23 protein-coding genes are annotated in these 24813 nt (G+C 43.8%); 18 read left to right on the plus strand and 5 right to left on the minus strand.

Going from position 1 to position 24813, the window contains the following annotated elements:
* The first annotated feature begins 18 nt into the window (after positions 1 to 18).
* Complete coding sequence (locus D8785_RS08360) at positions 19 to 912, plus strand: ROK family protein (protein WP_125375125.1); 894 nt, start codon at positions 19 to 21, stop codon at positions 910 to 912.
* A gap of 240 nt (positions 913 to 1152) precedes the next feature.
* Here D8785_RS08360 and D8785_RS08370 read toward each other — a convergent pair whose 3' ends face one another.
* Entirely contained in the window at positions 1153 to 1992 is an 840-nt protein-coding gene (locus D8785_RS08370; RefSeq protein ID WP_023024932.1) for a MurR/RpiR family transcriptional regulator, read from the minus strand.
* A gap of 266 nt (positions 1993 to 2258) precedes the next feature.
* On the opposite strand from D8785_RS08370, the gene D8785_RS08375 reads away from it, so the two are divergent.
* The 11 genes from D8785_RS08375 to D8785_RS08425 all read left to right on the plus strand — a co-directional run bounded on the left by D8785_RS08375 (position 2259) and on the right by D8785_RS08425 (position 13209).
* Positions 2259 to 2582 carry a hypothetical protein gene (locus D8785_RS08375; protein ID WP_125375126.1) on the plus strand — a complete coding sequence of 108 codons (324 nt, stop codon included), beginning with the start codon at positions 2259 to 2261 and terminating at the stop codon, positions 2580 to 2582.
* Positions 2572 to 4521 carry a V-type ATP synthase subunit I gene (locus D8785_RS08380; protein ID WP_125375127.1) on the plus strand — a complete coding sequence of 650 codons (1950 nt, stop codon included), beginning with the start codon at positions 2572 to 2574 and terminating at the stop codon, positions 4519 to 4521. The genes D8785_RS08375 and D8785_RS08380 overlap by 11 nt, the downstream gene beginning before the upstream one ends.
* A 41-nt stretch (positions 4522 to 4562) precedes the next feature.
* The gene (locus D8785_RS08385; protein ID WP_023024938.1) at positions 4563 to 5042 is read left to right on the plus strand and encodes a V-type ATP synthase subunit K; all 480 of its coding nucleotides are present in this window, start codon (positions 4563 to 4565) and stop codon (positions 5040 to 5042) included.
* Positions 5043 to 5127: 85 nt separating this feature from the next.
* Positions 5128 to 5718: a hypothetical protein gene (locus D8785_RS08390; RefSeq protein ID WP_125375128.1), complete on the plus strand. Its 591-nt coding sequence runs from the start codon at positions 5128 to 5130 to the stop codon at positions 5716 to 5718.
* 8 nt (positions 5719 to 5726) lie between these two features.
* Positions 5727 to 6737 (plus strand): V-type ATPase subunit, encoded by a 1011-nt coding sequence (locus tag D8785_RS08395; RefSeq protein ID WP_125375129.1) that lies wholly within the window; start codon positions 5727 to 5729, stop codon positions 6735 to 6737.
* A complete protein-coding gene (locus D8785_RS08400; protein WP_023027501.1) occupies positions 6727 to 7047 on the plus strand; it encodes a V-type ATP synthase subunit F in 321 nt (106 codons plus the stop codon). The genes D8785_RS08395 and D8785_RS08400 overlap by 11 nt, the downstream gene beginning before the upstream one ends.
* Positions 7044 to 7748 (plus strand): GNAT family N-acetyltransferase, encoded by a 705-nt coding sequence (locus D8785_RS08405; RefSeq protein ID WP_125375130.1) that lies wholly within the window; start codon positions 7044 to 7046, stop codon positions 7746 to 7748. The genes D8785_RS08400 and D8785_RS08405 overlap by 4 nt, the downstream gene beginning before the upstream one ends.
* A 33-nt stretch (positions 7749 to 7781) precedes the next feature.
* Positions 7782 to 9572, plus strand: a complete 1791-nt coding sequence (locus D8785_RS08410) for a V-type ATP synthase subunit A (protein ID WP_125375131.1) — start codon at positions 7782 to 7784, stop codon at positions 9570 to 9572.
* A complete protein-coding gene (locus D8785_RS08415; RefSeq protein ID WP_125375132.1) occupies positions 9559 to 10956 on the plus strand; it encodes a V-type ATP synthase subunit B in 1398 nt (465 codons plus the stop codon). The genes D8785_RS08410 and D8785_RS08415 overlap by 14 nt, the downstream gene beginning before the upstream one ends.
* Positions 10957 to 10977: 21 nt before the next feature.
* Complete coding sequence (locus D8785_RS08420; RefSeq protein ID WP_023027505.1) at positions 10978 to 11601, plus strand: V-type ATP synthase subunit D; 624 nt, start codon at positions 10978 to 10980, stop codon at positions 11599 to 11601.
* Positions 11602 to 12048: 447 nt separating this feature from the next.
* Positions 12049 to 13209, plus strand: a complete 1161-nt coding sequence (locus D8785_RS08425; RefSeq protein ID WP_125375133.1) for a LysM peptidoglycan-binding domain-containing protein — start codon at positions 12049 to 12051, stop codon at positions 13207 to 13209.
* Positions 13210 to 13291: 82 nt separating this feature from the next.
* Here the strand turns inward: D8785_RS08425 and D8785_RS08430 are convergent, their stop codons facing one another.
* The gene (locus D8785_RS08430) at positions 13292 to 14464 is read right to left on the minus strand and encodes a CynX/NimT family MFS transporter (protein WP_125375134.1); all 1173 of its coding nucleotides are present in this window, start codon (positions 14462 to 14464) and stop codon (positions 13292 to 13294) included.
* Between the two features lie 776 nt (positions 14465 to 15240).
* On the opposite strand from D8785_RS08430, the gene D8785_RS08435 reads away from it, so the two are divergent.
* Positions 15241 to 15582, plus strand: a complete 342-nt coding sequence (locus tag D8785_RS08435) for a metal-sulfur cluster assembly factor (RefSeq protein ID WP_006595245.1) — start codon at positions 15241 to 15243, stop codon at positions 15580 to 15582.
* A gap of 48 nt (positions 15583 to 15630) precedes the next feature.
* Here the strand turns inward: D8785_RS08435 and ilvD are convergent, their stop codons facing one another.
* Positions 15631 to 17334, minus strand: coding sequence for a dihydroxy-acid dehydratase (gene ilvD / locus D8785_RS08440; protein ID WP_125375135.1), 1704 nt, complete (start codon positions 17332 to 17334; stop codon positions 15631 to 15633).
* Positions 17335 to 17520: 186 nt separating this feature from the next.
* Between ilvD and D8785_RS08445 the strand changes: the two genes are divergently transcribed.
* The 4 genes from D8785_RS08445 to rpmG all read left to right on the plus strand — a co-directional run bounded on the left by D8785_RS08445 (position 17521) and on the right by rpmG (position 19245).
* Positions 17521 to 18543: an SPFH domain-containing protein gene (locus D8785_RS08445; protein WP_120701387.1), complete on the plus strand. Its 1023-nt coding sequence runs from the start codon at positions 17521 to 17523 to the stop codon at positions 18541 to 18543.
* A 2-nt stretch (positions 18544 to 18545) separates the two neighbouring features.
* The gene (locus D8785_RS08450; protein ID WP_120701386.1) at positions 18546 to 18746 is read left to right on the plus strand and encodes a type II toxin-antitoxin system antitoxin; all 201 of its coding nucleotides are present in this window, start codon (positions 18546 to 18548) and stop codon (positions 18744 to 18746) included.
* A gap of 151 nt (positions 18747 to 18897) precedes the next feature.
* Entirely contained in the window at positions 18898 to 19080 is a 183-nt protein-coding gene (gene rpmF / locus D8785_RS08455; protein WP_003009516.1) for a 50S ribosomal protein L32, read from the plus strand.
* Positions 19081 to 19095: 15 nt separating this feature from the next.
* Positions 19096 to 19245 (plus strand): 50S ribosomal protein L33, encoded by a 150-nt coding sequence (rpmG, locus tag D8785_RS08460; RefSeq protein WP_001265622.1) that lies wholly within the window; start codon positions 19096 to 19098, stop codon positions 19243 to 19245.
* A 306-nt stretch (positions 19246 to 19551) separates the two neighbouring features.
* On the opposite strand, the gene D8785_RS08465 is transcribed toward rpmG, so the two are convergent.
* Positions 19552 to 21267, minus strand: a complete 1716-nt coding sequence (locus tag D8785_RS08465) for an LPXTG cell wall anchor domain-containing protein (RefSeq protein WP_125375136.1) — start codon at positions 21265 to 21267, stop codon at positions 19552 to 19554.
* Positions 21268 to 21716: 449 nt separating this feature from the next.
* Positions 21717 to 23339: an LPXTG cell wall anchor domain-containing protein gene (locus D8785_RS09900; protein WP_260469880.1), complete on the minus strand. Its 1623-nt coding sequence runs from the start codon at positions 23337 to 23339 to the stop codon at positions 21717 to 21719.
* A gap of 327 nt (positions 23340 to 23666) precedes the next feature.
* Here D8785_RS09900 and asnA point away from each other — a divergent pair, with 327 nt between their 5' ends.
* A complete protein-coding gene (gene asnA / locus D8785_RS08475) occupies positions 23667 to 24659 on the plus strand; it encodes an aspartate--ammonia ligase (protein WP_023024964.1) in 993 nt (330 codons plus the stop codon).
* Positions 24660 to 24813 lie beyond the last annotated feature (154 nt).

Consider the following 24813-nt stretch of genomic DNA (forward strand, 5'->3'; position numbering starts at 1 on the left):
ATCGGAAAGGAGAGGTGTATGGCCTATTACCTAGCGATTGATATCGGTGGGACCAATATTAAATATGGTCTGATTGATGAAGCAGAGAATTTGATTGAGTCGCATGAAATGCCGACAGAAGCTGAAAAAGGGGGACCTGGAATTCTAGGGAAAACCAAAGCTTTAGTAGAATCTTACCTCCAAGAAAATAATATTCTTGGAGTCTGTATTTCGTCAGCTGGCATGGTTGATCCCGATAAGGGAGAAATCTTTTATGCAGGTCCTCAGATTCCCAATTATGCGGGAACTCAGTTTAAAAAAGAAATTGAAGATGCCTATCATATTCCCTGCGAAATTGAAAATGACGTCAACTGTGCTGGTTTAGCAGAAGTCATGTCAGGGAATGGCCAGGGGTCTCAAGTTGCGGTCTGTTTAACAGTCGGCACTGGAATCGGTGGCTGTCTCCTAATCAATGGGGAGATTTTCCATGGCTTTAGCAATTCTGCCTGTGAAGTCGGTTACCTCCATCTTCAAGATGGCGCCTTCCAAGATTTGGCCTCAACAACAGCTTTAGTTGAATATGTTGCCAAGCAACATGGGGACCCTGTCGAACAATGGAGTGGTCGTCGTATTTTCAAGGAAGCGACCCAAGGAAATACCATCTGTATGGCGGGAATCGATCGCATGGTCGACTACCTAGGTAAGGGGCTTGCAAATATCTGTTATGTTGTCAATCCTCAAGTGGTCATTCTTGGTGGTGGGGTCATGGGACAGGAAGCTATATTGAAACCAAAAATTTCAGTTGCCCTCAAAGACTCCCTCGTTCCGAGCCTTGCAGACAAAACACGATTGGAGTTTGCGCATCATCAAAATACTGCGGGGATGATAGGGGCTTACTACCATTTCAAGCAACAGCAAGCTAGACGCAATTAAATCGAAAAGAGGCTGGGACTTTTGTCCCAGCCTTTGCATTGTCGAGCAAGACGCAGTGGTTGAATGGGCTCTACTATGCTGCTTTCATCAGCTTTTATAGCCCTACTCAACTGTGCGGAGGTGGGACGACGAAATCGAATTCTAACGAATTACCGATTTCTGTCCCACTCTCTTTTTGTGGAAAAGAAAAACCAGGTGCCGAAGGCAAAAGCCCTTGGCGCCTGGTGATACATATGGAGACTACCGTCTACGTGAATCGTAGCCATTGAGTTTTTTGTTTTCCCAATAGCTATTGAAAATTTTCTCTTTGCGCTCCCGATCCATTTCAAGAAAGTGAGCGTAGATTAAATCAATCGTGGTTAAGAACGGAAGGGTCGCCGTAATACGGTCAATATAGGTGCTTCCAGGTAGGGGAGCAACTGGTAAAATTTCCGTAAAGTCATCTTTGATAGCGTCTGGTTGAGCAGTAAGAAGAACGGTTTTTGCCCCCATTTCTTGAGCATCCAAGAGGCTATGGATAATCGAGCGTGTGGTTCCCGACAGAGAGAAGGCAATGACCAGACAGGATTTATCCAAGATACTGGTCGTCCATGCAAAGCCGTCTTGATCGGTTAAGGCCTCACAAATAACGCCTAGTCGGAGGAAACGAAGTTTCATCTCAGAAGCCACCAATCCTGAGCTTCCTTTTCCAAAGAAGTAGACCCGATCTGCTTGAGTGATTAAGTTAGCGACTTCTTTGATTTGGTCATCTTTTGCTAGGTTTTCTGTAGCCTGAAGGACATGTTGGTAGCGACGCAAGACATCCTGGGTTAATTCGTCGTGCGGGGATTGTTGTTTTTGAGATTTGGTTTCTTCGTTAAAGTGATAGATAAATTCTCGATAGCCTGTGAAGCCACACTTTTGGGAAAAACGGGTCAAAGCAGCTTTTGATACATGCAACAGTTCCGTCACTCTAGACGAGGAAAGAGAGTGTTGCTGTGCTTCAGGAGATAAAAAATAGCGGGCAATGTCTAACTCTAGCTCCGTCATTTCTTCTTGATGGCTCTTAATAATGCTTCGGAGATCACGATCTTGTTTCACAGCGGTCCTCCTTTCAACTGAGGTTACACATGGAGAAAATCCTATAATATATTTCACAGTATAACATAAAAACCTGTGATATACAAGGAATACGACCGGCGAACGGCTGAAAGAAGGAACAGAATCAGCCTCTCTTTTGAATCAACTTTGTTAAAAAATAACCTCTGGAAACAAAGGAAAGACGCTGAAAAAAGTTGTTAAAATATGTTATAATTTACACAAGAATTTGTTCCTTCTCGTAAAGGAAGAGGTAAGGAGGTGGAGTGATGGCCAACGCAACTCTAGAAATGATGCAAGAGATTGAAATGGCGGCAGAAGCCGTTGTCGCAAGTTACGAGGATCAGGTCCAAGATTTGCGCCAACAGCTAGGTTATCACCTACAGGAGGTAGCAGCATCCTATGACAAAGAGACCGCTAAGCTAGTAGCAGAGCGGGAAGAGTCCTCGAGAGCGACGATTGCTAGCTTGGAGGCAGACCTTGCAGTGACCAGTCAACGCAATGACGAAAAGGTGCAGCAAGCCATGACAAATAAGCGTGCAGCTTTGGTAGACGAAATTGTAGAAAAGGTGGTAGCAACCTATGGCAATTAGCCCAATGCAACACCTTTCTCTCGTCTTGCCTACAAATCTAATGGACGAGCTTCTCTTGTCGCTCCAGTCAGAGGAGTCCGTCCAAATCTATGATTTGAGCGAGCAAGAGGACTGGAAAGTTGCTTTCCAGACGAGTGATAGGACCAAAGGATCAGCTCAAAGACTGGATGAACTAAGACGTCGGGAAGAGCAGTTAGAAAAGGCCATTCAAGCTTTGGAGCCTTTCATTCCTCAAAAGAAGGGATTAGAAAAACTAAAAGAAGCTCCCTTGTCTTTGTCTTTTCACGATTTAGAGTCTCATGGGCTTATCCGTGATGAGCAACGTCTCTTACAGTCGGTGCAAAAACAATTGGCTGTCTTAGCAAAGGCGCGGGATCGCATCCAGCTAGCTCAAGAAGAGCTTGCCTCTTTGGAAAAATGGGTTGACTTGACAATGACACCGGACCAGCTCAAGCGTTTCCGCTATGTTCATGGCTTAATCGGCACCATTCCCAATAGTGAACAGGATCAGGCGCGTCAAGCCTTGCTAGCGCACCCAGATGTAGAGGTTGATGTAGTTTTCAGCTCGGAAACAGAGCATGGAGTCGTTGTCCTGTATAAGTCTGGTGACTTAGCGGATCTTCAAGATACGCTGACCAGTTCGCATTTCAAAGAGTTTGACTATCAGGGAGAGACCCTGCCCAAAGAACGTTTGGAGCAACTCAAGAGAGAGATCAAAGAACAAGGAGCTGTTGAAGCGGCTACTTTGGAAAGGCTCAGCCAAGCCAAGGAAGATCTCAATCAACTCAAGTACCAACTCGATTATGTCTTGAGTCTAGGAGCTCGGGAAGAGGCTAAAGGCTCTCTTGCCAGCACAGCCCATCTAGTCGCATTAGAAGGATGGATTGAGACCTCTCAACTCGAAGCTTTAAAGGGCAAACTTCAAAAGGAATTTGGGAACCAAGTCGTCTTGCAGACGCGAGAGGTTACCCAAGAAGAATGGGATCAGGTGCCAATCAAACTGAAAAACAATGCCTTGGTGGAGCCTTTCGAGTTGGTGACTGAGATGTATGCCCTGCCCAAGTATTACGAGAAAGATCCGACGCCAATCGTCTCTCTCTTCTACTTTGTTTTCTTTGGAATGATGGTAGCAGATATTGGCTATGGCCTCTTGTTAACGCTGGCAACTGGCCTTGCTCTAAAAGCCTTCCAGCTACGGCCGAGCGCAGCAAAAAACCTTCGCTTTTTCTGCCTCTTAGGAATCTCGGTAGCCCTTTGGGGAGTCGTATATGGTTCCTTCTTCGGCTTTGAGATGCCCTTTGCTTTGATCAGCACGACCACCAATGCTATGACCATCTTGATCCTATCGGTTGTCTTTGGTTTCATCACCGTTTTGGTTGGTCTCTTCCTAGGAGGGATGAAAAATGTCCGCCTGAAAGACTATACGGAAGCCTACAATGCAGGCTTTGCCTGGGTCTTGATCTTATTAGGTTTGATGCTCTTAGCAGTCGGGAATATCCTACCAGGCTTATCCTACCTAGTTCCCATTGGCCAGTGGCTAGCTATTCTCAATGCGATTGGGATTCTGGTGGTGTCCATTGTCAGTGCCAAGAAATTATCAGGATTAGCAGCAGGTTTGTTTAACCTCTACAATGTTAGTGGCTATGTCGGAGACTTGGTCAGCTTCACCCGTTTGATGGCGCTCGGTTTATCTGGGGCTAGCATCGGGTCAGCCTTTAACTTGATTGTCAATCTCTTCCCGACTCTGGGACGGTTCACAGTCGGCCTTATGCTCTTTGTCCTTCTCCATGCCATCAACATGTTCCTGTCCTTCTTATCAGGCTATGTGCATGGGGCGCGTTTGATCTTTGTCGAGTTCTTTGGCAAGTTCTACGAGGGTGGTGGCAAACCCTTCCGACCTCTAAAACCGTCGGAACGCTATGTCAAAACAAAAAAATAATTCAGTAAATCAATCATAAAAAATTTTATAGGAGTATATTCATGGAATCTTTAGCTTCATATTTCTCAACCCATGGGGGTGCCTTCTTTGCAGCACTTGGTGTAGCCATTGCAGTGGCTCTTAGCGGAATGGGTTCAGCCCTCGGTGTTGGTAAAACTGGTCAAGCTGCTGCCGCACTCTTGAAAGAACAACCAGAAAAATTTGCCCAAGCTTTGATCTTGCAATTGCTGCCAGGTACACAAGGTCTGTATGGTTTCGTTATCGGGATCTTGATCTGGTTGCAAATTAAGCCAGATATGGCTCTTGAAACAGGAGTTGCTTACTTCTTCACAGCCCTTCCAGTAGCGATTGTTGGCTATTTCTCAGCGAAACACCAAGGGAATGTCGCAACTGCTGGGATGCAAATCTTGGCAAAACGCCCAGAAGACATGATGAAAGGGGTTATCCTTGCGGCCATGGTTGAAACCTATGCCATCTTGGCCTTCGTTGTGTCCTTCCTTTTGACTCTTCGCGTCGGCTAATCTAGACACACCTAAGTCAAAGAAGAGGAGGCTTCTCTTCGTCTTTTATCGGTGGTGAAGAACTCCAAAGGAGGAAATAGAAACAATGACGGATTATTCCCAATTAAAGGACTCCATCCTTGAACAGGCCCATGAAAAAGGCCGGAAATTAGTGGCGGAAGCGACGGCTAAGGTACAAGCAGAAGCTCAGTTGCAGGAAGCTCGTTTGGTGGAAGAAAAGTTACACCAACGGGCGGTTCAATTGCAGACGATTGAGCGCCGCTTGCAACGTGAAAGCCAACAAATCGAAAATCAAAAACGTCAATCAACATTGGTTACCAAGCAACGGGTTTTAAAAGAGCTGTTTGCGGACGCCTACCATAAAATGGCGGCTTGGTCGCGTGAAGAAGAACTCGCATTTCTTCACCGCATTCTTCCTCGTTATGCAGACCAAGCAATGGTCTTAACCCTAGGTGCTGTGACGGCAGAAAAATTGACGGATCAAGATTGTCGGGATTTGATAGAGGCCTATCCACAGCTTCAGTTAGCAAAAGAAACTCTTGCCCAAGAAGCAGGTTTTATCCTTTCCTTTGGCAAAGTGGATGCCAGCTATCTCTACCGTGATCTCGTTGATGCTGTACGGGAGGAGCAGAGCTTCCATATGGCAGCTAGCATTTTTAAAGAAGAGAAGAACTAGGAGGGCCTATGAGTGAACGGACGTATTCTCAAGTAAATACCGGGATTAGTGTACGTGAAGCTAGTTTTTTGAGCCCAGCTCAGTTTGATGCCCTTCTGATCAGCCCAGATGCAGAAGCGCGTGCCAGTCTCTTGCAAGGGACGGCCTATGCCTTGGAGGCAGATCAACTGCGTCAAGTCCAAGTAGTCGAGCAAGCCTTGATGAAGCACCTTCTAGCAGAGTATGACTGGGCTTATCAAGTAGCTCCGAATCCAGCTGTGGTCGACCTCTTTGCCCTTAAGTACACCTATCACAATCTCAAGGTTTTCTTGAAAGAGCGAGCAACGGGGAGGGAGTTGAACTTCTTATTATTGGATGCAGGCCCCTATTCCTTAGCAGTTCTTGAACAAGTAGCCAAGACCTTTTCTTCAGAGAACTGTCCAGAGTTTATGGCTCAGGAAGTAGCAGCGACCTGGCAGGAATATGTCGACTATCAGGATATTCGAGTTCTGGAGATCGGCATGGATCTGGCTTACTTTGATCATCTCAAACGCTTGGCGGAAAACCTCGAGCATCCACTTTTAGAATCGCTGGTCACCTTGACCATTGATTGTTACAATGTCATCACAGTTGAGCGGTCCCTCAGCCTGAAAAAGCCAGGAAGCTTTATGAAGCAACTCTTGTCCGATGCTGGAACTCTCTCAGCAAGAGAAGTCATCCAATGTGTGGAGCAGGGAAACCTCATCAGTTGGTTCCAACAAGTCAATCCCTTGCCTTATGATGTGGAATTGACTCGGTACGAAGAGCAGATGCGAGCAGGGAGAGTGAGCGCTGAGACAGTGGAATACCTGGAGCATGTGATTAAGTACCGAATTTTGGAACAAGCTTCCTTTGAGACAGACGGCCCCTTGCCTTTAGCTCGCTATCTTTTCGGAAAAGAGCTGGAGGTGAAGAATTTACGTCTGGTCTTGACGGGTCTGGACAATCAGCTTCCAATTGACAAAATAAAAGAAAGGATGAGACCGATCTATGGCCAGTAAAACGCAAAAAATTGCCGTTGTGGGAAACCGAGATGCTATCCTTCCTTTTCAGATGATTGGCTTTCAGACCTTTCCCGTAGCAGAGGCTCAGGAAACCATTAATACCTTACGTCACTTGAGCCAAGAAGATTTTGGCATCATCTATCTGACGGAAGATATGGCTCAGGAAATCCCAGATACCATTGCCCACTACGATCGCCAAGTAACTCCAGCAGTCATCTTGATTCCTACTCATAAGGGCTCGACTGGGCTAGGACGCCAACGCATTCGGGATAATGTCGAAAAAGCAGTGGGGCAGGATATTTTATGAGAATAAATGAATTTGGCCAAGCGATTGGAGATGAACTGCCAGATTTTACACCAGGGCGTCTACCAGCTATTGAGCGGATTGAGGGTCGCTATACCGTAATCGAGCGCCTGTCAAAGGAAAAACACGGAGCGGATCTTTATCAGGTCTACGGGCCAGCCTCCCCAGCAGATATGTGGACCTATCTATTCAATGGCCCTGCCCACAATGAAGCTGAGTGGGATTGCCTGTTGGATGATCTCATGACAGCCCAAGGTCGCTTTTACTATGCGATTGTAGACAAAGATTCCGGCAAGGCTTTAGGGACATTCTCTCTCATGCGGATGGATCAAGCCAACCGGGTGATTGAAGTTGGAGCGGTGACCTACTCACCATTGCTTAAGAAGACACGCATGGCAACCGAAGCTCAGTATCTCTTGGCGCGCTATGTGTTTGAGGATTTGGGCTACAGACGCTATGAGTGGAAATGTGATGCCTTAAACCAAGCTTCGCGCAAAGCAGCTGAGCGCCTGGGATTCACCTATGAAGGCTGTTTCCGCCAGGCTCTTGTTTATAAAGGTCGGACTCGAGACACAGACTGGTTGTCTATCATTGACCAAGAATGGCCAGCTATCAAAGAGCGCTTCGAAGCTTGGTTGGATCCAACAAATTTCGATGAAAATGGTCAACAAAAGCAATCTCTAGCCGATATGGCGCAAAAGTAATACAAAGAAACAAAGGATTCCCAGGAGGAATACATGACTCAAGGAAAAATTATTAAAGTTTCCGGTCCCTTGGTGGTCGCATCAGGGATGCAGGAGGCCAACATCCAAGATATTTGCCGGGTCGGCGATCTTGGTTTGATTGGCGAAATTATTGAGATGCGTCGGGATGAGGCATCTATCCAAGTATATGAAGAAACGTCTGGAGTCGGACCAGGTGAACCGGTGGTCACAACTGGGGCTCCCCTCTCGGTTGAGTTGGGACCAGGTTTGATTTCTCAGATGTTTGACGGGATCCAACGCCCCTTGGAACGTTTCCAAGAAGTGACTGCCAGTGATTTTTTGGTTCGTGGGGTACAAGTTCCCAATCTCGATCGTGACACCAAATGGACCTTCGAACCAAGTGTGGCAGAAGGAACAGAGGTGGTCGCTGGAGACATCGTCGGTACCGTTCAAGAGACCAATATGGTGGAACACCGCATCATGGTACCTTACGGAGTCAGTGGGCGTGTGACTAAGATTGCAGCTGGTTCTTACACAGTAGAGGAGCCAGTTTATGAGATCGAGCAGGCTGATGGCAGCCTCTTTACCGGAACCTTGATGCAAAAATGGCCGGTTCGTCGAGGCCGTCCCTTTGCACAAAAACTGATCCCAGTAGAGCCTTTGGTGACAGGTCAACGGGTCATTGATACCTTCTTCCCAGTGACAAAAGGTGGCGCTGCGGCAGTTCCTGGACCTTTCGGAGCTGGAAAAACCGTCGTGCAACACCAGGTGGCTAAGTTTGCCAATGTGGACATCGTAATTTACGTTGGTTGTGGAGAACGTGGAAATGAAATGACAGACGTTCTGAATGAATTTCCAGAATTGATCGATCCAACAACCGGCCAATCCATCATGCAACGGACGGTTTTGATTGCCAACACTTCGAACATGCCAGTGGCAGCGCGGGAAGCTTCCATCTATACAGGGATTACTATTGCCGAATACTTTCGTGATATGGGCTATTCCGTTGCCATCATGGCGGACTCTACGTCGCGCTGGGCAGAGGCTCTTCGTGAAATGTCTGGTCGTCTAGAAGAAATGCCCGGAGATGAAGGCTACCCAGCCTATCTTGGTAGCCGGATTGCCGAGTACTACGAACGGGCCGGCCGGGTCAAGACACTCGGAACCACTGCGCGTGAAGGTTCTATTACTGCTATCGGTGCTGTTTCCCCTCCGGGTGGAGATATCTCAGAGCCCGTAACGCAAAACACCCTGCGGATCGTTAAGGTCTTCTGGGGACTAGATGCTCAGTTGGCGCAACGTCGCCACTTCCCAGCCATCAACTGGTTGAGTTCTTATTCCCTATACCAAGATGAGGTGGGCCAATACATTGACCAGCATGAGCAGATTAGCTGGGCAGAAAAAGTGACTCGCGCTATGAACCTGTTGCAAAAAGAGAGTGAATTGCAAGAGATTGTACGCCTGGTTGGTCTGGACTCCTTGTCTGAAAAAGACCGCTTGACCATGAATGCGGCCAAGATGATCCGCGAAGACTACCTGCAACAAAATGCCTTTGATGAGGTAGACACCTATACTTCTTTCAGCAAGCAGGTTGCCTTATTGACCAACATTTTAACCTTTGACCAAGAAAGTCAAAAAGCATTGGAATTAGGGGCCTACTTCACAGAAATCATGGAAGGAACGGTAGACCTTCGGGACCGCATTGCCCGTAGCAAGTTCATCCATGAGGATCAGTTGGCTACCATCCAAGCTTTGAAAGAAGAAATCGTAGAAACCCTACACCAAATCGTAGCCCAAGGAGGAGTAGACAATGAGCGTGATTAAAGAATACCGTACTGTCAGCGAAGTTGTTGGCCCCTTGATGATTGTCGATCAGGTCCAAGGGGTTCACTACAATGAACTGGTAGAAATCAAGCTCCATGACGGTACAACGCGTCAGGGACAAGTCCTCGAAGTTCAAGAAGACAAGGCGATGGTCCAGCTCTTTGAAGGATCTAGCGGGATCAACTTGGAAAAAGCCAAGGTTCGCTTTACCGGACGTCCCCTAGAACTTCCAGTGTCCGAAGACATGGTGGGTCGTATCTTTAACGGGATGGGCAAACCCATCGATGGTGGTCCGGAGATTATCCCAGAGAAGTACTTGGACATTGATGGTCAAGCCATCAACCCTGTTTCGCGGGATTATCCGGATGAATTTATCCAGACAGGAATCTCAGCTATTGACCACTTGAACACCCTGGTTCGGGGGCAAAAGCTTCCAGTCTTCTCCGGTTCTGGTCTTCCTCACAAGGAGTTGGCGGCTCAGATTGCCCGTCAAGCGACGGTACTGAATTCCGAAGAAAACTTTGCCGTGGTCTTTGCGGCCATGGGGATTACCTTTGAAGAAGCTGAGTTCTTTATGAATGACCTTCGAGAAACAGGGGCTATTGACCGCTCTGTCCTCTTTATCAACCTAGCCAATGACCCAGCTATCGAACGGATTGCAACTCCTCGGATTGCCTTGACAGCTGCAGAATATTTGGCCTATGAAAAAGACATGCATGTCTTGGTCATCATGACGGATATGACCAACTACTGTGAAGCCCTTCGGGAAGTATCCGCTGCTCGCCGGGAGGTTCCAGGACGTCGGGGCTATCCAGGTTACCTCTATACCAACCTATCCACCCTCTACGAACGTGCAGGACGCTTGGTTGGAAAGAAAGGATCTGTGACCCAGATTCCGATCCTCTCCATGCCGGAAGATGACATCACCCACCCAATTCCTGACTTGACAGGCTACATCACAGAAGGGCAAATTATCTTGTCTCGTGATCTCTACAACAGTGGCTACCGTCCACCGATCAATGTCCTTCCATCTCTTTCTCGTTTGAAAGACAAGGGATCTGGTGAAGGGAAGACTCGGAAAGATCATGCGGCGACCATGAACCAGCTCTTTGCGGCCTATGCCCAAGGGAAACAAGCAAAAGAGTTAGCCGTGGTGCTTGGGGAATCTGCCTTGTCAGATACAGACAAGCTCTATGTCAAATTTACTGATCGCTTTGAGAAGGAATACATCAATCAAGGCTTTACTACCAATCGGAGCATTCAAGAAAGTCTAGATCTGGGCTGGGAATTGCTGGCTATCTTGCCAAGGACAGAGCTCAAGCGGATCAAGGATGATATGATTGACGAATACCTCCCAAAAACTTCTAAGGAAGCACAAGCCTAGGAGTAGAAAGGAGGAAGTCAAATGGCACGATTAAATGTCAAACCCACCCGGATGGAGTTAAACACCCTCAAAGAGCGTCTGAAGACAGCAACTAGAGGGCATAAACTTCTCAAGGACAAACGAGATGAGCTCATGCGACGCTTCATCGAATCGGTCCGTGAAAATGACCGCCTCCGCCAGAAGGTTGAGGCAGCTCTCGTCGGAAATATGCAAGAATTTGTCCTCGCCAAATGTCTGGAAAATGACCTCATGGTCCAGGAAATCTTTGCGGTGCCGACGCGTGAGGTCAGCCTGCATATCGAGACGGAGAATATCATGAGTGTGCGCGTGCCCAAGATGCATGCCCATATCGATAATCCGTATGGAGACGATGAGGGAGACGTGGTCTACAGCTACGTGGCTTCCAATAGTCAGATGGATAGTACCATTCAAGAAATGGAAGAACTCCTCCCAGACCTGCTGCGTCTAGCTGAGATTGAAAAAACTTGCCAGCTCATGGCCGATGAGATCGAAAAAACGCGCCGTCGGGTAAATGGACTGGAGTATGCGACCATTCCAGACCTCAAGGAGACCATCTATTATATCGAAATGAAACTCGAAGAAGCCGAACGCGCCAACCTGGTCAGAATGATGAAGGTCAAATAAGATATAAAGCCGTTAAGCAACTCAAAGGAAAATAGGAAATCCAGCGACGAAGCGCCAGCTTCTAGTTGGATTTCCTATTTTCCAAAGAGTTGTAGGCGTGTTCAATTATAAGATACAAAGCCGTTAAAAATAGCACCCCAAGTGATCTTTACAGGAGACAAACTTGGGGTGTTTTTTAACTTCTATTCAACTGAAAAATCTCCTAAAATCCCTTCCTTCAGGGCTCTTGAAGGCTTCTGATAAAACAAATTAATTTGATTATCCAAATAGTACTAACTGTCACTAAATATTAAGAGAATGTAACAAGTAAGAGCTAATGTTACAAATTAGGGTCAGTTAGATTAAAAGAAAAGAAGAGTCATTTCCCGGACAAAAAAATGTGATAAAATATTAAATATATCTGTCTGGAGTTGGATCTCCGAAAATAAGAAAACGAGGAAAGAACGTATGAAGAAAGTAAACAAAAAAGCTCTAATTGCTTCTACTGTTGCTATGGCAGTCTTGCCATTTACAACTGGTAAAGCAGAATCAAATGGGGACTGGGTTGCCCGTTCTGTAGATGAAATTCGTGCGGATATTTCAACTTCAGAAAACAAACAAACCTACACTATCAAGTATGGGGATACATTAAGCACGATTGCGGAAGCTTTGAATGTTGACGTAACTGTTTTGGCAAACTTGAACCAAATCAGCAACATTGATTTGATTTTCCCAGGAACTGTCTTGACAACAACTGTCAATGATCAAAACCAAGTGACAGGTGTAGAAATCCAAACTCCTACAACAGGTAATGGTGATGCAACTGTGACAACTTCTGCTGATTTGACTAACAACCAAATTAAAGTAGACAACCAAACTGTTGCAGTGGGTGATTTGACAAAACCAGTAGCAGATGAGAGCAACCAACCTGTAGAACTCCCTCAAGCACCTGCAGTTGTAGCAGCAGTGGCAGACAAAGTATCAGAAAGCTTGCCAACTCCAGAAACACCTGCACCAGCAGCCCCAGTAGCAGAGGAAGCACCAGCACCAGTTGTTGAAGAGGCACCTGCGCAACCTGCTGCAACACCAGCTGAAGTAGCTGCTCCCGTAGAAGCGCCAGTTGTTGAGGAAGCACCAGCGGCTCCAGTAGCGGAACCAGCACCAGTCGTTGAAGTTCCAGCAGAACCAGAAGTTACTGCGGTTGCTTCAACACCACAATATGGTGCACCAGCACCAATTGTTGACACGACAGCTTCAACTCCTTCAACTGCGACACCTACTTCAAATGAAGGTCTTCAACCTCAAACGATTCGCTTCAAAGAACAAGTAATAAATGAACTTGGCTTGACTGATATCGGTGGTTACCGTCCTGGTGACCCAGAAGATCACGGTAAAGGCCTTGCGATCGACGTCATGGTTCCAGAAAGTTCAGAGATTGGTGATCGAGTAGCTCAATATGCAATCGATCACATGCAAGAAAATGGAATTTCTTACATCATCTGGAAACAACGTTTCTATGCTCCAGTAAATAATATTTATGGACCAGCAAACACTTGGAATGAAATGCCAGACCGTGGTAGCGTAACAGAAAATCATTACGACCACGTACACGTATCATTTTACGAATAATTAAGACATAGCAAAGAATCAGGATATTCCTGATTCTTTTTTGTATAAAAATAGATCCCATTGCTCAATGGGACCTAGTGGATTAAAGGATAACATCAGATTTTTCTACTTGATAGAGAGCGATACTCATAAATAAAGCAACAACCAGAAGAATTAAAATTCCGGGTGTCCAAGAGTGGAAGATTTGTTGGCTTGAACCAAATAAGATAGGTCCAAGTGCAGCAAAGATATATCCTCCTGTTTGAGCCAGCCCAGAGAGTTGAGCAGTTTTCTCAGGAGAGCTAGACTTCATGGAGAAGGTGACCATGAGGTAAGGGAATAGGATACTCGTAAAACTTCCAATCAAGATATTCAGGATCAACCAGTAAATGAAGTTGTTTGTCTTTATTAACAGCATGGCAATACCAGTAAAACCAGCTAAAACAGTCGTTATCAGCATGATACGTCGGTTTCGTTCAGAAAGGCTGGTGGTGAGACTTGGAATGGTCATAGAGAAAGGAAGACTCATCAGGGTGAATACAGATGCTAAAATTCCTGCATTGGCTTGACTGATGCCGGCTTGAGTCGCCATGGTAGGAAGCCAGGTCATCGTGGTATAGAACAAGAGAGACTGTAGACCACAGAAAAGCATGATGGCCCAGACCTTACCATTCTTATACCAGCTAGTCTTATTTTCATGAGAAGAAGAGCTTTTTTTCAGATAATGATTGTGGCGAGCATTGGGGAGCCAGATCACAAGAGCGACCGCACAGACAAGGGTCAGCACCCAGACTAGGCCTTGCCAAGAGGTAGCTTGAGTAATAGGAACAGCGACAGAAGAAGCGACCGCAGTAGACAAGCCCATTGCAGTGATATAGAGGGTAGTCAAGAAGCCAAGACGTTTTGGTTCATTGGCTTGGATCAAGCTTGGTAGAAGGACATTGATAAAGGCAATGGCAGCACCGATCAAAAGAGTTCCCACATAGAGGAGAGGGAGATTGATGGTACGTAGGGCCGATCCAATCGTCATCAGGATCAAAACTCCGAGAAAGAGTCGCTCAATTCCAAAGCGTCTCGCCCAGCTGGTAGCAAAAGGAGAGAAAATAGCAAAGGTTAATAGGGGCAGACTCGTCAAGAGGCCTAGAGAACTCACTTCGACACCAAAGCTAGCAGCAATATCTGATAAGACAGTGGAAAGGGTCGTAAATGGTGCACGTAAGACCACTCCTAGTAATAAGATTCCTGGAATAAGAAAACGTGAATGGTTTTGTTTCATAATGTACCTCCTTGCTTGAAAATGAACAGCATCCGTATCATTATAGCACAAGAACTTGGAGGAGGCAAAAGGAATTATCGATGAATAAAGCTTGTAAAATAGCTGTTTTGCCTACAAATATAGGAAATAATAGAAAGATCGAACTGAAAAAATTTTTTGAAGGTTTTAAAACTGTCTTCGAACATATTTTTATAGGCACGTAGTTTTCGCTTCGCTTAAACTGCATCCATATCTCTAAATTTGGTTGAACTCACCGAGTTCACCTTATTCAGTTTTCTAAGAATCGTAATTCTCACTAGCGTTCGAACTGCGTCAATGTACCTGAACTCGTCTACGGTCCTTGTTAGGATTGGTTTAAGGAAATAGGCTTAGTAATAATTACATAACGCAGTGGTTGATTGGTATCTTTGTTCGCTCTTATAGCTCCAAAGAATACCTAATCAACTGTGCGGGGGTGAGACAACGAACAATTTTAAAAGATTGTTCTGTCTCACTCCCATAGAAAAAGCCACCGGATTTGGTGGCTCTTATAGGGAGATTATTATGAAAAAGTTTAGGATTTTCTATCAAACAAAGTTAGGAGGTCTTCATTTGATGGTATTAGTATAAATCGGAAAACTTAAAGAAAACTTAAGATAAGTTCCTGTAATTTTAAATCAGTCTTAAGACGGATACTGTCATTGGTACAAGTCTTCATTTCTTTTCGTAGGTTAACTTGCATTATTGTCAGAATTGTGAGAAAATAGTTTTCATTGAAAGAGGGAAAGGATAGCGAGATGAGAGAGGATATCAAGATTAACGACCGTGCCCTAGCACTGGAGAAACAATTGATTGAAAAGTTAGAGCTTGTGTTTGATACCGATGTTGAATTGGACGTCTACAACCTTGGTTTGATTTATGAGCTGGATCTGGATGAGGAAGGGACTTGCAAGGTAGTCATGACTTTTACCGATACCGCTTGTGACTGTGCGGAAAGTTTGCCTATCGAAATCGTCGCTCGCCTAAAAGAAATTGACGGTATTGAAGACGTCAAAGTAGAAGTAACCTGGTCGCCAGCTTGGAAAATTACCCGGATCAGCCGTTATGGGCGTATTGCACTTGGCCTTCCACCGCGATAAATCAATAAAACTCACTTTACAAATTCGTAAAGTGAGTTTTTTCATATCTTATTGTTTACCAGACTGTTCCATATTCCAGAAGTCGGTTACGGCACCACGAGAAGCAGAGGATACTGTGTGGGCATACTTACCGAGAACCCCACGGCTATACAGTGGCGGCAAGGTAGTTTCAGCTTTCCGTTTGGCCAACTCTTCGTCTGAGACGTGCATGGTGATTTCTTTAGTATCTTGGTCGACTGTTACCATGTCCCCTGTGTGGAGATAAGCGATTGGGCCACCGACCTGGGCTTCAGGTGCGATGTGTCCGACAACGAGACCGTAAGTACCACCAGAGAAGCGTCCGTCTGTCAAGAGGGCCACCTTATCTCCTTGGCCTTTACCAACGATCATGGATGACAAGGACAGCATTTCCGGCATACCAGGACCACCCTTAGGACCTACGAAACGGACAACAACAACGTCGCCATCCACGATTTCATCCGAAAGAACCGCTTCAATGGCAGCTTCTTCGGAGTCAAAGACCTTAGCAGGACCAGTAATGTTACGCACTTTAACACCTGATACTTTGGCAACTGCCCCTTCTGGAGCCAAGTTCCCTTTTAGGATGATCAATGGACCATCCGCACGTTTTGGATTTTCAAGTGGCATGATGACTTTTTGACCTGGTGTCAAATCAGCGAAAGCTTCCAAGTTTTCTGCAACAGTTTTACCGGTACATGTGATCCGATCACCATGAAGGAAACCATTCTTCAGAAGGTATTTCATGACAGCTGGCACACCACCAACATTGTAAAGGTCTTGGAAGACGTATTGACCAGAAGGTTTCAAGTCTGCCAAGTGAGGCACACGCTCTTGGAAATCGTTGAAGTCCTCAAGGGTCAAGTTAACATTGGCTGCGTGAGCGATGGCAAGCAAGTGAAGGGTCGCATTGGTTGACCCACCCAGGGCCATAGTCACCGTAATGGCATCTTCAAAGGCTTCACGGGTCAAGATGTCAGATGGTTTTAGTCCCATTTCAAGCATCTTGACAACTGCACGACCAGCTTCTTCGATGTCAGCTTTTTTATCTGCTGATTCAGCAGGGTGAGAAGATGAACCTGGTAAGCTCATCCCAAGGACCTCAATCGCTGTCGCCATGGTGTTGGCAGTGTACATTCCACCACAACCACCAGGGCCAGGGCAGGCATTACATTCCAGTTGCTTCACTTCTTCGGCCGTCATGTCACCGTGGTTCCATTTCCCGATCCCTTCGAAAACAGAAACTAAGTCGATATCCTTGCCGTTCAGATTACCTGGTGCAATGGTACCGCCGTAGGCAAAAATCGCTGGGATATCCATGTTGGCAATGGCAATCATGGAACCAGGCATGTTCTTATCACAGCCACCGATCGCTACAAAGGCATCCACGTTGTGACCGCCCATGGCTGCTTCGATGGAGTCTGCAATGATATCACGAGAAGTCAAGGAGAAGCGCATCCCTGGTGTCCCCATAGCGATCCCATCCGCAACCGTAATGGTTCCGAATTGAACTGGCCAAGCACCTGCATCTTTCACACCTTCTTTGGCCAATTTTCCAAAATCATGAAGGTGGATGTTACAAGGTGTATTTTCTGCCCAAGTAGAAATCACACCTACGATTGGTTTTTCAAAGCTTTCATCGGTCATCCCAGTTGCCCGAAGCATGGCACGGTTAGGTGATTTAACCATGCTGTCGTATACGCTACTGCGATGGCGTGTATCTAATTCTGTCATCTGATTCCCTCTCATCGTTTTTTTATTATTATAGCACAATTTACGGCCCAACGTCAGAAGAAAATTCTTGAATTTTCAGACAATTCAGCTTACTTAGTTTTTGCTAAAATAATTTACAGTTATATCTTGACTTTTGCGTACAAAGTGATATCATTTAGATATCATAAAGAAAGAAGGGCTCGTCCCATGGAAGAAAAAATTTTAACCCAAAAGAAAAACGGCTTAGCTGTTCTTGTAGGCTTGCTAGTTGGAGATCTTGTTTTAGTTTTTGCCTTTATTAGTGCGATTGCTAGTTTACCAGAAGGTTTCCCGCTTGCAATTGGAGTTATTACCTGTATTTTTCTCTTTATTGCTAGTCTGGTGTGCTATGCGGGGATCAAAATTATTAAACCGCAAGAGGCCTTGGTCTTGACCTTGTTTGGGGACTATATTGGAACCATTCGCGAAGCGGGTATTTACTTTGTCAATCCCTTCTGTGTCGCTGTCAATCCTGCCAATAACACCCGCTTGGGCCAAAGTGGTGATGTCACCACCAAGTCCCCCATGTCTGTCAGTAAAACAGCAGAAGGCAACAATATTTCCATAGAGACAGGTAAAAAGAATATTTCCTTAAAAGTGATGACCTTGAACAACTCTCGCCAGAAGATCAATGACTGCTTAGGGAATCCTGTAGAAATTGGTATTGCAGTTACTTGGCGCGTAGTGGATACGGCTAAAGCAGTCTTCAATGTGGATAACTACAAAGAATATCTCTCATTGCAGTGTGATAGTGCCCTTCGTAATATTGTCCGCATCTATCCTTATGATGTAGCTCCTAATGTCGATACGACAGGAGATGGCCAGGCAGATGAGGGTAGTCTCCGAGGCTCCAGTGAAATCGTGGCCAGTCGCATTCGAGAAGAGATTCAGGAGCGTGTTAAAGATGCTGGGCTTGAAATTCTAGAGGCTCGCATTACTTACTTGGCCTATGCTCCAGAAATCGCAGCTGTGATGCTTCAACGCCAACAAGCGTCTGCCATTATCGATGCGCGGAAGATGATTGTCGATGGAGCAGTTGGGATGGTTGAAATGGCCCTTGAACGCTTGAGCGAAGGAGAGATTGTAGAGCTAGACGAAGAACGGAAGGCTGCCATGGTATCGAACCTTCTTGTCGTTCTCTGTGGCAATCATGATGCACAACCAATTGTCAACACAGGAAGTCTCTATTAAGAATGGCTGATCAAAAGAAAAAGCAAATTCCACTTAGACTGTCAGCCAAGTTATATGCTGCTCTCGCATCATGGGCAGAAGATGACTTTCGATCGGTCAATGGTCAGATCGAGTACCTGCTGACAGAATGTGTCAAGCAACGAAAAAAGGATGGCAAATACGTTTCGGAAATGATTGATGAGCCATTTGAAATAGACCTTTAAGGAAAACTCCTGTCCCATTTGATGAGGCGGGAGATTTTTTTTAACAATTTTTTGTCAAGTAACTTTACTTTACAAAAAAGTTTTGTTATACTGTTAAAGTTGATGAAAATCAAACCTAATTGAATTTATATCTTAAAAGGAGAAAAACGAAATGGCAGTACCTGCACGTCGCACATCAAAAGCGAAGAAAAACAAACGTCGTACGCACTACAAAGTAACAGCTCCATCTGTAAACTTTGACGAAGCAACTGGAGATTACTCACGTTCTCACCGTGTATCACTTAAAGGATACTACAAAGGACGTAAGATCGCTAAAGCTGCATCAGCTGAATAATAGAAGGGAGATACCATGCGCGTAAATATTACACTTGAACACAAAGAATCTGGTGAACGCTTGTACCTTACTTCTAAAAACAAACGTAACACTCCAGATCGTCTTCAATTGAAGAAATACTCACCAAAACTTCGCAAACACGTTGTGTTTACAGAAGTGAAGTAGGGGTTCAATACGAATCAATACAGAAGAAAAACGCTGATTTCAAGCGTTTTTTCTTTTTGCCTAATGCGATATATTGCACTGTATTTCAATCCAAACTCTACCTTTTTTGGATAAATTTCAATGAATATACTAGCTTATAGAAAGAATTTAAAAACTATGACTTTTCGAAAAAGAGTCATTTTCCGGAAAGTTGAGTAATGTAAAAAGATGTGTATGAAAACATTAATTTAAGATTTCTTCAATTGTCAAATTAAGCTAGAAGAAAAAACCTCTAGCTATTAGCTAGAGGTTGCGATTTAGTCAGGTTTATTGATTTGAAAGTTTACGTTTCAATAAGATAGCGCCTGATAGAACAACTGCTCCTAGGACAATGAATCCAGTAGCTGCGACTTCACCTGTACTTGGGAGAAATTTCTTACGACCTTTACCTTTGCCGTCGCCGGTACCTTCAGTTGTTGAAGATGACGGAGTTGGTGTTGGAGTAGTCGTTGAAGTTGTAGTCGGTTCTTCACTTGTAGTAGTTGTAGTTGTAGTTGTTTCACCTGTAGTGGTTGAAGTGGTTGTATCTTCTTTGGTTGTTGTGGTAGTTGAAGTTGTAGTCGGCTCTTCAGTTGTTGTGGTAGTTGAAGTTGTAGTCGGCTCTTCAGTTGTTGTGGTAGTTGAAGTTGTAGTCGGCTCTTCGGTTGTTGTGGTAGTNGAAGTTGTTGTCGTGGTTGTCGTTGAAGTGGTTGTTTCTTCCTTCGGATTCACAATCGTTTTGGTTACTGAATGGTCTGCTCCAAAATCTTCAACATTAACCACAGTATCAGCTTCTTTGATGATATGACCTGAAGGGGCTTCAGTTTCAGTTAAGATATATTTATCTTTCAACAGTTTACCAACGGCAATATTACCATTTTCGTCTGATTCAAACTCACCGATAACTTGATTATTAGCTTGACGAACAACTCTAAACTTAGCACCTTTAAGTGGTTGGTTAGCATCATCGACTTTATGAATATTGATTGAGTAAACATAACCAACACCAGCACCACCAGCAATTTGAACGGCAGCAGCATTAGTTACATTTTTGGTTTCAATACCTAGACCTTTAAGAGTTGCTTCATTTCTCAAGACCTCTCCGTCAGCAGGATCATAATTTAAACGAACATTATAAGCAATACGATATTGGTCATTTTCAGTAACATCACCTAAATCGATAACAAATGATCGACCATCTTCGCTAATGGTAATCTTATGCTGGTCTGTTACATCAACTCTATCAGAGAATACCCATTCACCAGTATCATAAGAGAATTTACCTTTAATAATTTTAATGCTATCTTTTTCGTAAGAAGCATTCGTAAATTGTAAGTGATCTTCGAGTGTGGCATTCTTAATATTTTGCTTTGTACGATTGACAGAAATCGTGTATTGAATTTCCCTTTGGTCCCCTGCGTTTACCCAACTAGTCTTTGTTAGAAGTCTAGGATTTCCATCACCTATACCAGTAAATGAAACTTTACCAGCAACTTTTGTTTCTTTGTTAATGGTGATTTCTACTGGAACCTCACCTTTTTGAGGGTGTTTTTTGAAATCGATACGAGCGTAAAAGAAGAATGATCCGCTGGTATCTGAGTGTTTTTCAACATAATCCGTATAGGTAATTGTAATGGATTTATTATCTGGGCTTACCTCAGCATTTGCGATAACTTCCTTCGTATTTATATCAAGAATTTGAAACGAAGTGTTAGTAATCATCAAAGCATCTGGAACAGTAACTACAGTTGAATCTCCTGCTTTAACATTTTTTCCAGACAAATCATAATCAGCGTTGATTCGGAAAGTTGCCCACTGTTGTAAGTCCCAGTCAAGAACTCCTCCTTCGTTATTTGATACTTTAACATTTTGGATTGTATCCACAAATTTTCCAGAGACTGAAACCTCAGGAGTTTCTGCAGAGATTTTATTCCAATTAAATGTAAAAATCGCAACTAATAAACAAAGAATGAACGGAAAAATCCAACTTTTCTTTTTGTCCATTTTTACCTTCCTTTTTCATAAACTTGGGTGTTTTATAAAAATCATTTATTTACACTTTTATAAGGAAGAATGTAATAAAATAATCGTTTATAAGACACACGGCTACAACATAACTTTGTAGGAAATACTGTTTAATATGCAAGATCACGTTGGGATTTGAAATCAAAAATATTTTCTACAAAGTGAATTATATCACAAATAAAATAATGTATCAACCCAAAATATGTTTGTATATTATAAAATCATATCAAAATATAGTATAAATTGATGAGGTGAGCCATATATCCAAATTTAGTAGAGATGCATATATTAGAGTGGAGCAAATAATTTTGAAGTTTATTTTAAAGAGTTAAGGATTAGAAAAAGGATTTACCTCTAAATTAGAAGTAAATCCTTTTAAAACCTTTTGTCAAACTTTAAGATAAATTAGTAAGTTAAAATACAGACTGCTAGTTATTAGACATTTTTCGTTTCATTACAATAGCACCTGATAGGACAAGTACTCCTGAGAATACTAGGCCAGTTGCTAAGACTTCACCTGTACTTGGGAGAAGGACTTTGCGTCCGCCACCGTTACCATCTCCATTTCCACCAGGGTTTCCTGGTGTAGTAGTAGTTGTGGTTGCATCTTCACTTACTGTAGTAGTAGTTGTGGTTGCATCTTCACTTACTGTAGTAGTAGTTGTGGTTGCATCTTCACTTACTGTAGTAGTAGTTGTGGTTGCATCTTCACTTACTGTAGTAGTTGTTGTGGTTGTATCTTCACTTACTGTAGTAGTTGTTGTGGTTTCACCATCACCTTCACCTGCACCATGGTTATCTGGATTTCCCGGAGTTGTTGTTGTAGTAGTTGTTGTAGTTGTAGGTTCCTCTGTTGTAGTGGTGGTTGTTGTAGTTGTAGGTTCCTCTGTTGTAGTGGTAGTTGTTGTAGTTGTAGGTTCCTCTGTTGTAGTGGTAGTTGTTGTAGTTGTAGGTTCCTCTGTTGTAGTGGTAGTAGTTGTGGTTGTAGGTTCCTCTGTTGTAGTGGTAGTAGTTGTGGTTGTAGGTTCCTCTGTTGTTGTAGTTGTTGTAGTGGTTTTATCACCATCAACACCACCATCCGCTCGAATATTTGATACAGAAGAATTCTTCTCTATGGCTACAACAGCTGCTTCACCTTTTATACGATACCAAGCTTGGCTATGATTTTCAAACTTAGCTTGATCAGGATTTGTTACTTTTGTTTTATATATTACTGTGAAACCTGTTAGTACGGCGTCTTCTTGAGGAATTTTAATTGAAATTTTTCCAGTTTGCGCATCTGCAGTAAATTGAGCATTAGGAAAATCTTTTAAAAAGTTTGTAATCGCATCAGATCCACTATAATATCCCGACTTTTTACCTGTTACGATAATCATCCAACTATCTGTCTCCAGAGTGTGGCCTGGCTGAATTTGGTCTTCTACGCGTACTTCATCATCAACATCCACCTTCATATTATTGATATTTAAGCTCCATAGAATATGATCAGGATCATTAGCTTTCATGTCCCCGACCTTTAAGTAAAATGGTGCAGAGGACTTTCCGGTAGCTACTTTCTTGACGGAAATATCCACAGTTTTGGTCCCACTCGTGATACGAAAACTACCCGTGTGTTCTTTCTCGGTATTGGTTTCATTGTGGGCTTCGATTTCAAACTCCCCCCAACCACGAATGTTTTCAAGATTTGTGATTCCGTCATTAAAGGTCACTTTGGCTTCTCCATCAGTGATTACCATATCTCCTACGTACGTACCTTCAATTGTTAATTTAATGGTTTTCTTAAATCCAGCCCCATGAATTGTTCCTGAATTTGGCCAAGTTACTTGGAGGGTATCTCCCGACTTAATTTTTTGAGCATGCTCGTCAAAAGTGAATTTAACAGTTGTTTGTCCTCCGTTATACAATTCGTTTGATGAAACAGTTAATGAGCTGACATTATTGCTAACATCAGCTGCTTGCACCACTTTTTTGGGAGCGATGAGAATTAGTAGCAACGGTAAAAAAGCCATAAATAAAAGCTTAAGCAGTCGTCTATTAAAAATTCTTTTCATTTTTTCCAATATATCTCCTAAAATTATAAAATCATTGTTTGTGTCTAATACACGATATAGGACTCTTTGAAAACTATTTTAAGAACCTCCTTCCTAAAGTTTTAGTTATAAAACGATCCTATGTAGTGAATTATATCACAAGGTAAACCGTGTTTCAATACTATAACTTTGATTATTTAAATTAAATAGTAGAAAAAACGTAATGTGTTGTACATCAAATATCAGATAATTGGAATTGACTTCTAAATAAATGTTCGGAAGCGGTACCTATTGATTTTTCTCTAAAAAAGGGTATAATCAAAATCAAACTATTTAAAGGGAGTCTCTATGAAGAAGAGTTTTATTCACCAGCAAGAAGAAATTTCATTTGTAAAAACAACGTTTACCCAGTATTTGAAAGATAAACTAGAAGTCGTTGAGGTTCAAGGTCCAATCTTGAGTAAGGTAGGAGATGGAATGCAGGATAACCTATCTGGAGTGGAAAACCCTGTCTCTGTAAAGGTCTTGCAAATTCCCAACGAGACCTATGAAGTGGTTCATTCCCTTGCGAAATGGAAACGCCATACCTTAGCGCGATTTGGCTTTGGGGAAGGGGAAGGTCTCTTTGTCCATATGAAGGCCCTTCGTCCGGATGAAGATTCCTTGGATGCGACCCACTCAGTTTATGTCGACCAATGGGACTGGGAGAAGGTTATTCCAAATGGTAACCGCAACCTCGCTTACTTGAAAGAAACAGTTGAAAAGATCTACAAGGCCATTCGTTTGACGGAGTTGGCTGTTGAAGCTCGCTATGATATTGAGTCTATCTTACCTAAACAAATCACCTTTATCCATACAGAAGAGTTGGTAGAGCGTTACCCTGAACTGACACCAAAAGAACGGGAAAATGCCATCACCAAAGAATATGGAGCAGTCTTTTTGATTGGGATTGGTGGCGTCTTGTCAGATGGCAAACCACACGATGGACGGGCACCGGACTATGACGACTGGACAACGGAGACCGAAAATGGCTACAAGGGCTTAAATGGGGATATCCTTGTTTGGAATGATAACCTTGGTGCGGCTTTCGAATTGTCTTCTATGGGGATCCGGGTTGATGAGGACACCCTCAAACGCCAGGTTGCTATTACAGGAGATCAAGATCGTTTGGAATTGGAGTGGCATCGTGCGCTTTTGAATGGCCTGTTTCCACTAACTATCGGAGGCGGGATTGGTCAATCGCGGATGGCTATGTTCTTGCTTCGTAAGAAACATATCGGAGAAGTCCAAACCAGCGTCTGGCCACAGGAAGTTCGCGAACAATATGAAAATATCTTATAAGATAGTTGCAAGTAAAGCAACGAAAGAAATAGAGCCTTGCATTTGATGCGGGCTCTTTTTTTGGGCCTGGAGAAGCTAGCTTTTTCTCTTCCTAATGGGCTTGTGGGATGATTTTATCGCTTGAGCACTGTCACGAACTAGAAATTATGATAGA

It is taken from the genome of Streptococcus australis, assembly GCF_003943615.1.
In the GTDB taxonomy this organism is placed as follows: Bacteria; Bacillota; Bacilli; order Lactobacillales; family Streptococcaceae; genus Streptococcus; species Streptococcus australis_C.

Excerpts from the sequence above, each read along its gene's own strand:
- D8785_RS08360 (WP_125375125.1), top strand. The coding sequence starts at position 19 with ATGGCCTATTACCTAGCGATTGATATCGGTGGGACCAATATTAAATAT.
- D8785_RS08375 (WP_125375126.1), top strand. The coding sequence starts at position 2,259 with ATGGCCAACGCAACTCTAGAAATGATGCAAGAGATTGAAATGGCGGCA.
- D8785_RS08380 (WP_125375127.1), top strand. The coding sequence starts at position 2,572 with ATGGCAATTAGCCCAATGCAACACCTTTCTCTCGTCTTGCCTACAAAT.
- D8785_RS08385 (WP_023024938.1), top strand. The coding sequence starts at position 4,563 with ATGGAATCTTTAGCTTCATATTTCTCAACCCATGGGGGTGCCTTCTTT.
- D8785_RS08390 (WP_125375128.1), top strand. The coding sequence starts at position 5,128 with ATGACGGATTATTCCCAATTAAAGGACTCCATCCTTGAACAGGCCCAT.
- D8785_RS08395 (WP_125375129.1), top strand. The coding sequence starts at position 5,727 with ATGAGTGAACGGACGTATTCTCAAGTAAATACCGGGATTAGTGTACGT.
- D8785_RS08400 (WP_023027501.1), top strand. The coding sequence starts at position 6,727 with ATGGCCAGTAAAACGCAAAAAATTGCCGTTGTGGGAAACCGAGATGCT.
- D8785_RS08405 (WP_125375130.1), top strand. The coding sequence starts at position 7,044 with ATGAGAATAAATGAATTTGGCCAAGCGATTGGAGATGAACTGCCAGAT.
- D8785_RS08410 (WP_125375131.1), top strand. The coding sequence starts at position 7,782 with ATGACTCAAGGAAAAATTATTAAAGTTTCCGGTCCCTTGGTGGTCGCA.
- D8785_RS08415 (WP_125375132.1), top strand. The coding sequence starts at position 9,559 with ATGAGCGTGATTAAAGAATACCGTACTGTCAGCGAAGTTGTTGGCCCC.
- D8785_RS08420 (WP_023027505.1), top strand. The coding sequence starts at position 10,978 with ATGGCACGATTAAATGTCAAACCCACCCGGATGGAGTTAAACACCCTC.
- D8785_RS08425 (WP_125375133.1), top strand. The coding sequence starts at position 12,049 with ATGAAGAAAGTAAACAAAAAAGCTCTAATTGCTTCTACTGTTGCTATG.
- D8785_RS08430 (WP_125375134.1), bottom strand. The coding sequence starts at position 14,464 with ATGAAACAAAACCATTCACGTTTTCTTATTCCAGGAATCTTATTACTA.
- D8785_RS08435 (WP_006595245.1), top strand. The coding sequence starts at position 15,241 with ATGAGAGAGGATATCAAGATTAACGACCGTGCCCTAGCACTGGAGAAA.
- ilvD (WP_125375135.1), bottom strand. The coding sequence starts at position 17,334 with ATGACAGAATTAGATACACGCCATCGCAGTAGCGTATACGACAGCATG.
- D8785_RS08445 (WP_120701387.1), top strand. The coding sequence starts at position 17,521 with ATGGAAGAAAAAATTTTAACCCAAAAGAAAAACGGCTTAGCTGTTCTT.
- D8785_RS08450 (WP_120701386.1), top strand. The coding sequence starts at position 18,546 with ATGGCTGATCAAAAGAAAAAGCAAATTCCACTTAGACTGTCAGCCAAG.
- rpmF (WP_003009516.1), top strand. The coding sequence starts at position 18,898 with ATGGCAGTACCTGCACGTCGCACATCAAAAGCGAAGAAAAACAAACGT.
- rpmG (WP_001265622.1), top strand. The coding sequence starts at position 19,096 with ATGCGCGTAAATATTACACTTGAACACAAAGAATCTGGTGAACGCTTG.
- D8785_RS09900 (WP_260469880.1), bottom strand. The coding sequence starts at position 23,339 with ATGAAAAGAATTTTTAATAGACGACTGCTTAAGCTTTTATTTATGGCT.
- asnA (WP_023024964.1), top strand. The coding sequence starts at position 23,667 with ATGAAGAAGAGTTTTATTCACCAGCAAGAAGAAATTTCATTTGTAAAA.